Here is an 8,164-nt window from a genome sequence, read left to right on the forward strand (position 1 = left end):
ATGCTTTAGAGAAGCGCCTAAGACATATATAATATAATGATGCTATTTTGCAAAATCATAGTAGCTGACTGTATTAGCAATGAACTTGTAACACGCTTCTTTCAAACCAACTCAAGGCTCTTGAAAATAGCATTTCATCAAGATATGCGACAAGCTAAGCAAGCTGGGAGTGAGACAGAAATAAATATTGAAACAATACTATTTCTGTTTCACTCCCTTCTTTTTTGCATTTAGTGCAAACGATTGCACAAAATGATTGACTTCCTATAAGCAATTCTATACGATAAAAATATAGATGAATATGAAAGCGTTTACTATAAAATCTTAGTGAGGTGATATGCGACGGTTACAATTAAAGACGTTGCAAAAGAGGCTAATGTAGCTACATCTACAGTATCAAGAGTCATACAAAACAATCCGAAAATTAGTGATTCGACTACTATTAAAGTCAAAGCAGCTATGGCCAAATTAGGTTATATTCCTAATCAAGCGGCGAGAACATTAATAACAAATAAAACATTGACCATTGGATTAATACAAAAAAGTTCTGCGCCTGAAATACGTCAAAATCCCTTTAATAGCGATGTTCTCAACGGTATCAATCAGGCATGTAATCGAAGAGGCTATTCAACTAGAATGACTGTATCAGAGAAAAGCGCTGACCTATACGAAGAAGTAAAGACAATGATTCAATCTAAAAGTGTAGATGGCTTTATTCTTTTGTATTCTTTGCAAGATGATCCTGTAGAACGACTACTTCATGAGTTTAATGTGCCTTATCTGATCATTGGGAAATCTTTAAACTATGATCAAGTTATACACATCGATAATGATAATGTCGATGCAGCTTTTCAATTAGCAAAGTATTTGTATCAATTAGGTCATCGGTCAATGTTATTTTTACAAGAATCTGGACATTATGCAGTTACAGAAGATCGTACAGAAGGATTTAAACAATACTGTAACGACGTTAACATTCCTATTAACTACGCCGTAATAGCGTCTATCAAAGATTTGCGTGATTGTATAAAACATTATTGTATTGATGTTCGTCATAAGCCTACAGTGATTATAACGTCTGATGCTATGTTGAATATGCAATTATTAAATGTGTTGTATGAATATCAAATCCACATACCAAATGATATACAAACTGCTACATTTAATACATCTTTTCTCACTGAAAACGCAACGCCATCACAAACAAGTGTAAATATTAACCCAGATATACTTGGCCTAACAGCAGGTAATACAATCATTGATGTATTAGGAAATAAAGCTATTTCTTTTACTGCAAAAATGATTTCAACTCAAATAGTAGAAAGGGTATCAACTACAAAACGATAAAGGAGCATACTTATGACAAAAAATTGGTGGAAAGAAGCAGTAGCGTATCAAGTTTATCCAAGAAGTTTTAATGATAGTAATAATGATGGTATTGGTGATTTACCAGGTGTAATCGAAAAATTAGACTATCTCAAAGACTTAGGTATAGATGTTATTTGGCTAAGTCCAATGTATAAATCACCTAACGATGATAATGGTTATGACATCAGTGATTATCAAGATATTATGGATGAATTTGGTACAATGGAAGATTTTGACCGTCTATTAAAAGGGGTACATGACCGTGGTATGAAACTTATATTAGATTTAGTCGTTAACCATACATCTGATGAGCATCCATGGTTTATTGAATCTAAATCTAGTAAAGATAATCCAAAAAGAGACTGGTACATTTGGGCAGACCCTAAAGAGGATGGTTCTGAACCTAATAATTGGGAGAGTATCTTTAATGGGTCAACTTGGCAGTTTGATGAGACAACGAAGCAATATTACTTCCACTTATTTAGTAAAAAACAACCAGACTTAAATTGGGATAACCCAGATGTTCGTGAAGCAGTATTTAACATGATGAACTGGTGGTTTGAAAAAGGTATTGACGGCTTCCGTGTCGATGCTATAACCCATATTAAGAAAACATTTGAAGCTGGCGACTTACCTGTACCAGAAGGAAAGACATATGCTCCAGCCTTTGATGTAGATATGAATCAACCAGGTATTCAGAATTGGTTACAAGAAATGAAAGATGCGTCTCTTAGTAAATATGACATTATGACTGTTGGAGAAGCTAATGGTGTTAATCCAGATAATGCAGAAGACTGGGTAGGAGAAGATAAAGGGAAATTCAATATGATTTTCCAATTTGAACATTTAGGATTGTGGAGTACTGGTGATTCTCAATTTGATGTTAAATCATATAAAACGGTTTTAAATCGTTGGCAAAAGAGACTAGATGGAATAGGTTGGAATGCACTCTTCATAGAAAACCATGATCAACCTCGACGTGTGTCTACTTGGGGTAACGATAAAGATTACTGGTTTGAATCCGCTACAAGTCATGCAGTTGTCTATTTCTTACAACAAGGTACACCGTTTATCTATCAAGGACAAGAAATCGGTATGACTAATTATCCTTTCGAAAGTATTGAAACATTTAATGATGTTGCTGTTAGAAATGAATATCAAATTGTCAAAGCGCAAGGTGGAGATGTTGATCAATTACTAGATAAGTATAAAATGGAAAATCGAGATAACTCACGTACACCTATGCAATGGGATGATAGTCCAAATGGTGGATTCACGGAAGGTGAACCTTGGTTCCCAGTTAACCCGAATTATAAAAAAATCAATGTTGCTCAGCAATTAGAAGATGCAGACTCTGTACTTAATTTCTACAAACAATTAATACAATTAAAAAAATCTCATGATATCTATACGTATGGCCAATTTGATTTGATTGATGCTGATAATGAAAATGTATTTGCATATACAAGACAATTAGATGGCAAAACTGTAGTAGTTGCAGGTAATTTAACTGATAAACAAAGTTCATTAACATTACCTTTTGCTATCGATGACGAAGCAATCAAACTACACAATTACACGAGTCAATTAGACGTAGCATCACTCAAACCATTTGAAGCATTTGTCGCCGAAATATAATTTAATAAAGACGAGGAAAAGACAATAATAGTATACTGTCTTTTCCTCGTCTTTTTAATTAGACTATATTCCTTGTTATTTAAGAAATGTAAGTAGATAAAAAGTACTCATTAATACTTATCATCGCATGACTTACATGTCATAATTTTCTTGTTCAATAGGCAACCATAATTGAATTTTAGTGAATGGGTCCTCAAATGAGATATCAAAAGGATAAATCTCTACATATAAGCTATCTCTTTCATATGGTAAAGTGAGTTGTAGACTGGATTCAATATAATACCAAGCTTCATTTACAGCATAATCGATTTCGCCTTGTAGATTAAATTTTGCATAATGTCTACCAGGCAATACTCTACTTTCTAAATGAGAAGGGTATCTATCACTTGGAACACCTATGAATAATTCTAAACCACGATCTAATGGGCAAGTAATTACAAATAACTCATATGGACTTATATTATTATACCTTTTCAAATCTTTAATTTTACCATCAAGAATTAAATCTTCTAAAAAATCGGGAACTTTATAAGGATTAGATAAATCGTTTGCTTCAATATAACGTACGTAACCTACTAATGCTATATCTTCTGTAGTATCTAGTCTATATGGATAAGGCGCTCGTTCAGTCGTTGTTAACTTTATATATAAACGTTCTTGTAATTTTAATTCATCTTTTTTGGTAGATGCTTGAATTGGTGAAATGCCATGGAAATCACTAAAGTCATTCGCAAAATCATTAGAACTATTGTAGTTATACTTTTTTGCGACATCTACTAACCTTGAAGAACTTTGAACCATTTCTTTAGCAGCTGCAGTCATTTTTCTTGCATGCGCATAGTGTTCAGGTGATTGTCCAACAATCATTTTAAATGATTGATCAAGATGGTAAGGAGAAAGACCAACGTAATCACTCAAATCTTGCAAATTAAACGGCTCTAACAAACGATCTTCGATAAATACAATTGCCTGTTGTATCTGCTTGATAACGTCCAAAACTCTCACTCCAATAAATATACAATCATTAACTTTTATTTTACCTTATTTTTTGAAAATATACATCTTAACATGTGCTATATAAAAAATTTTTTAAGAAGAATAGAAAAGGGGAGTGGACAGAATTCTATATAAATTCATTCATCCACTCCCAACTTGCTTATTAAATAAATATCTTTATGCTGAAACTCTCGCGCACAGTTGCTAAGAACTGAGATAAAGCCTAGTTTAAGTACATTCTCAACTCTGTGTACTTGCTCAGAAATCTCAAAATATTATCTTTGCTCCAGATGCAAAGTCATAGTTATAAATTGATGATTTATTGAATATCATCCCACCAGTGATTACCGTCTCTACTTAACAATAAATCACTTTCTAGTGGGCCATTTGTACCAGACGCATAGTTAGGGAAATTAGGTTCATTCATTGTCCATTCATCTTGAATAACATCCACAAATTTCCAAGTTGATTTTAATTCTTCCCAATGTGTAAAGTTTGTTGCATCACCTTTTAAACAGTCAAAAAGTAAATTTTCATAGGCGTCTACTGTGTTCATTTTATCTTGAGCACTCATAGCATAAGATAGTTGTACAGGTTCAGTATCAATACCTTGAATATTCTTTTTCGCGTTTAAATGTAAAGATATACCTTCATTAGGTTGAATATTGATAACTAATAAGTTCGAGTCTAATAATTTATCTGTTTGATAATACAGGTTCATTGGTACTTCTTTAAATTCAACCACAACTTGTATCGATTTCGACTTCATTCGTTTACCAGTTCTAATATAGAATGGTACGCCTGCCCAACGGAAATTATCAATAGTTAATCGGCCTGAAACAAATGTAGGTGTGTTTGAATCTTCAGCAACACGATCTTCATCTCGATAAGCGATCACTTTTTGACCATCAATAAAGCCTTCATCGTATTGACCGCGTACGAAATTTTGTTTTACTTCTTGTGGGTCCAGTTGTCTAAGTGACTTCAATACTTTAACTTTTTCAGCACGAATATCTTCACTGTTCAAACTAATCGGCGCTTCCATTGCAAGAAGTGCAACCATTTGTAACATATGGTTTTGAACCATGTCCTTCAATGCACCACTAGATTCATAATAACCTCCACGATCCTCAACTCCGAGCACCTCTGAAGACGTTACTTGTATATTTGAAATATATTTGTTGTTCCATAACGGTTCAAACATCGCGTTTGAAAAACGTAAAACTTCAATGTTTTGCACCATATCTTTACCTAAGTAATGGTCTATTCTATAAATTTCTTCTTCTTTAAATGATCGTCTTAATTGATTATTTAATTGCTCAGCTGATTTCAAATCACTGCCAAATGGTTTTTCTATGACTAATCGTTTAAATCCATTTGTATCAGTTAAACCTGATGATTTTAAGTAATCTGAAATAATACCGAAGAATTGAGGTGCCATTGCTAAGTAAAATAAGCGATTACCTTTTAATTGATATTTTGAATCTAATTCATTAGAGAAGTTCAATAATGAATTGTAGCTTTGTTCATCACTTACGTCATGTTTAAAATAGTATACGTGTTCCATAAACGCATCGATCTGTGATGTATCTTTAACATGCTTTTGAATAGAACTTTTAACTTGTTCACGAAATACTTCATTCGTGTAATCTCTACGTCCAATTCCTATGATAGCGATATGTTCGTCTAAATTATCTTGTTGAAATAAGTGAAATAATGATGGAAATAGCTTTCTATGACTTAAATCTCCGGTTGCACCGAAAATAGTAATTAAACAAGGAATATGTTTAGAATGTTTACTCAAGTTCAAAACCTCAATTCTTTTAATACTATGATTGTATTATTATAAAATATATTTGCACCGCTTCAAACTTATTTGCCTAATTTTATTGTTTCTACAAAGGCACTTGAATTATGGAATGATGCACAATTTAATATCATTATAACTCAAAATGAAACACATGCATTTATTTTATGACTTTTTATAGCAAAATAAATCACATATGATAAAATATAATGAAAGAAAAGGAGGCATATGCATGGAAGTTACATTCTTCGGAACAAGTGCGGGGTTACCTACTAAAGAGAGAAATACGCAAGCGATTGCTTTAAACCTTGAACCTTTTTCGAATAGTATATGGCTATTTGATGTCGGAGAGGGCACACAACATCAAATTTTACATCATTCAATTAAACTTGGAAAAGTTGACCACATTTTTATAACGCATATGCACGGAGATCACATTTTCGGATTACCTGGTTTATTAACGAGTCGTTCTTTTCAAGGTGGGGAAGATAAACCATTGACAGTTATTGGCCCTAAAGGATTGCAACAATACATTGAGACTTCTTTAAGATTATCCGAATCTCATCTAAATTATCCAATTACATATATTGAAATTGATAATCAGTTTACATATCATCATAAAGGCTTTACAGTTAGTGCCAAATTATTAAATCATGGTATTCCTTCTTATGGTTATCGCATTGAATCTCCAACAACGCCAGGGACTATTGATGTCGAAGCACTCAAATCAATCGGTTTATATCCTGGGCCTAAGTACCAAGAAGTAAAGGCTTATGATAATTTTGAACATGAAGGCCAAATTTACAATTCTGAAGATTTCAAAGGACCAGCTAAACCTGGACCAATCATCTCTATCTTCGGAGATACGAAACCTTGTCAATCAGAGTTAAACATAGCAAGAGATTCTGATGTAATGATTCATGAGGCTACTTATATTGAAGGCGAAAAAACATTAGCCAATAACTATCACCATAGTCATATTGATGATGTATTTTGTTTGATAAAGCAAGCTAATGTTAAGAAAAGTTTAATTACGCATTTGAGTAATCGTTATAATTATGATGAGATAGATACTATTAGACATCAATTAAAAGCTAATGAAAATGTTCCACACTTTGAATTTGTTAAGGATTTTGATACTTTCAAAATTTAAAACAATATATTTTTAAAATACTATTGGCAGTTTTATTTCGTAGAGAGGGAGTGAGACGATGAATTCTTTTAAATTCATCGTCTCACTCCCAACTTGCTTTGCTTGTAGAATTTCTTAGTGAAATTCTCTTTGTTGGGGCCCGCCCGCAGGGATGACTAGAACTGAGAAAAGCTTGATTTAAGCGTCTTCTCAGTTCAGTCAGCTACTGCGAATTTGCAAAATAGCTTCATTATATTATTTATATCCCAACCTCTTTTCTCTATATATTAATTTAATTATCTTCATTTTTTGATAATTCAACACTACGTTGAACTGCTGCATTTAAACAATCTTTAAATATTGCCTCAATATCATGTTGTGCTAGGGCATTTAAACCTGCCTGTGTCGTTCCACCTTTAGAGGTAATATTTTTGCGCAATTGTTCCATACTTAAATCTGATCTTTCAATCATTTTACTTGTACCGATAATTAAATTTTTAATAGATTCTTCAACTTGATCCTTTCCAAGCCCTAAATCTGTTCCTGCTTTAACATACTGTTCAAAAACATGATATAAAAAGGCTGGACCGCTTCCTGTAATGGCTGTTACTTGGTGTAAATGGTCTTCGTTCACTTCAATTACCGAACCAAACGCATTAACTAAATCAATAACTTCTTCTTTTGATTTTGGTCCGAAATTTCCAGAAAAACTAATACCTGTCACTGAATGACCCACTTGGGCATTCGTATTAGGCATGATTCGAGCGATTGGATTTTCAATTTGTAATTGTTCTTGGATATAGTTAATAGGTAAACCAGCCATGATAGAAATAAAACGATTGTTTTCATTAATAAACGGTTGAATACGTTGAGCTACTTTTTCGAAATCATAAGGTTTAGATCCTAAAAATACATAATCGGCATCTTGGAGTAACTTTTCATCGTCATAACTATATTCAACACCTAATTCTTCAGCGAAATTTTTCAAAGCTTTCTCATTAGATTTATTCGTTAAGTAGATATCATGTGACTTTAATTTTTTAGAATTAATAATTCCTTTGAAAATTGCTTGTGCCATATTACCTGCACCATAAAAAACTAATTTCATTGACAACATCATCCTCACTCTTTAGTTTATAAACCCATAGTAACATATAGAGGCTGGGACATAATTCCTAGCAAAATAGCCAGTAAATGAGTTTTTATAACTTCATTTATTGGCT

Annotated in this window: 6 protein-coding genes; 3 read left to right on the forward strand and 3 right to left on the reverse strand. The window is 32.8% G+C overall.

The genetic code is table 11. The annotated features are described in order from the left end of the window. The first annotated feature begins 351 nt into the window (after positions 1-351). Together KA828_RS04965 and KA828_RS04970 are read left to right on the forward strand one after the other, a co-directional pair. The gene (locus KA828_RS04965; RefSeq protein ID WP_210125582.1) at positions 352-1,347 is read left to right on the forward strand and encodes a LacI family DNA-binding transcriptional regulator; all 996 of its coding nucleotides are present in this window, start codon (positions 352-354) and stop codon (positions 1,345-1,347) included. Positions 1,348-1,359: 12 nt separating this feature from the next. After that, a complete protein-coding gene (locus tag KA828_RS04970; protein WP_210125574.1) occupies positions 1,360-3,006 on the forward strand; it encodes a glycoside hydrolase family 13 protein in 1,647 nt (548 codons plus the stop codon). Positions 3,007-3,138: 132 nt separating this feature from the next. Here KA828_RS04970 and KA828_RS04975 read toward each other — a convergent pair whose 3' ends face one another. Next, entirely contained in the window at positions 3,139-4,002 is an 864-nt protein-coding gene (locus KA828_RS04975) for an AraC family transcriptional regulator (RefSeq protein WP_075109097.1), read from the reverse strand. Between the two features lie 319 nt (positions 4,003-4,321). Beyond that, the gene (gene zwf / locus KA828_RS04980; RefSeq protein ID WP_053029463.1) at positions 4,322-5,806 is read right to left on the reverse strand and encodes a glucose-6-phosphate dehydrogenase; all 1,485 of its coding nucleotides are present in this window, start codon (positions 5,804-5,806) and stop codon (positions 4,322-4,324) included. Positions 5,807-6,041: 235 nt separating this feature from the next. Here zwf and rnz point away from each other — a divergent pair, with 235 nt between their 5' ends. Beyond that, positions 6,042-6,962, forward strand: a complete 921-nt coding sequence (gene rnz / locus KA828_RS04985) for a ribonuclease Z (RefSeq protein ID WP_210125576.1) — start codon at positions 6,042-6,044, stop codon at positions 6,960-6,962. Between the two features lie 271 nt (positions 6,963-7,233). Here rnz and proC read toward each other — a convergent pair whose 3' ends face one another. Continuing rightward, positions 7,234-8,049, reverse strand: coding sequence for a pyrroline-5-carboxylate reductase (gene proC, locus KA828_RS04990; RefSeq protein ID WP_210125578.1), 816 nt, complete (start codon positions 8,047-8,049; stop codon positions 7,234-7,236). Positions 8,050-8,164: the final 115 nt, after the last annotated feature.

The organism is Staphylococcus sp. GDY8P85P (assembly GCF_017892405.1).
GTDB classification, from domain to species: Bacteria; Bacillota; Bacilli; order Staphylococcales; family Staphylococcaceae; genus Staphylococcus; species Staphylococcus borealis.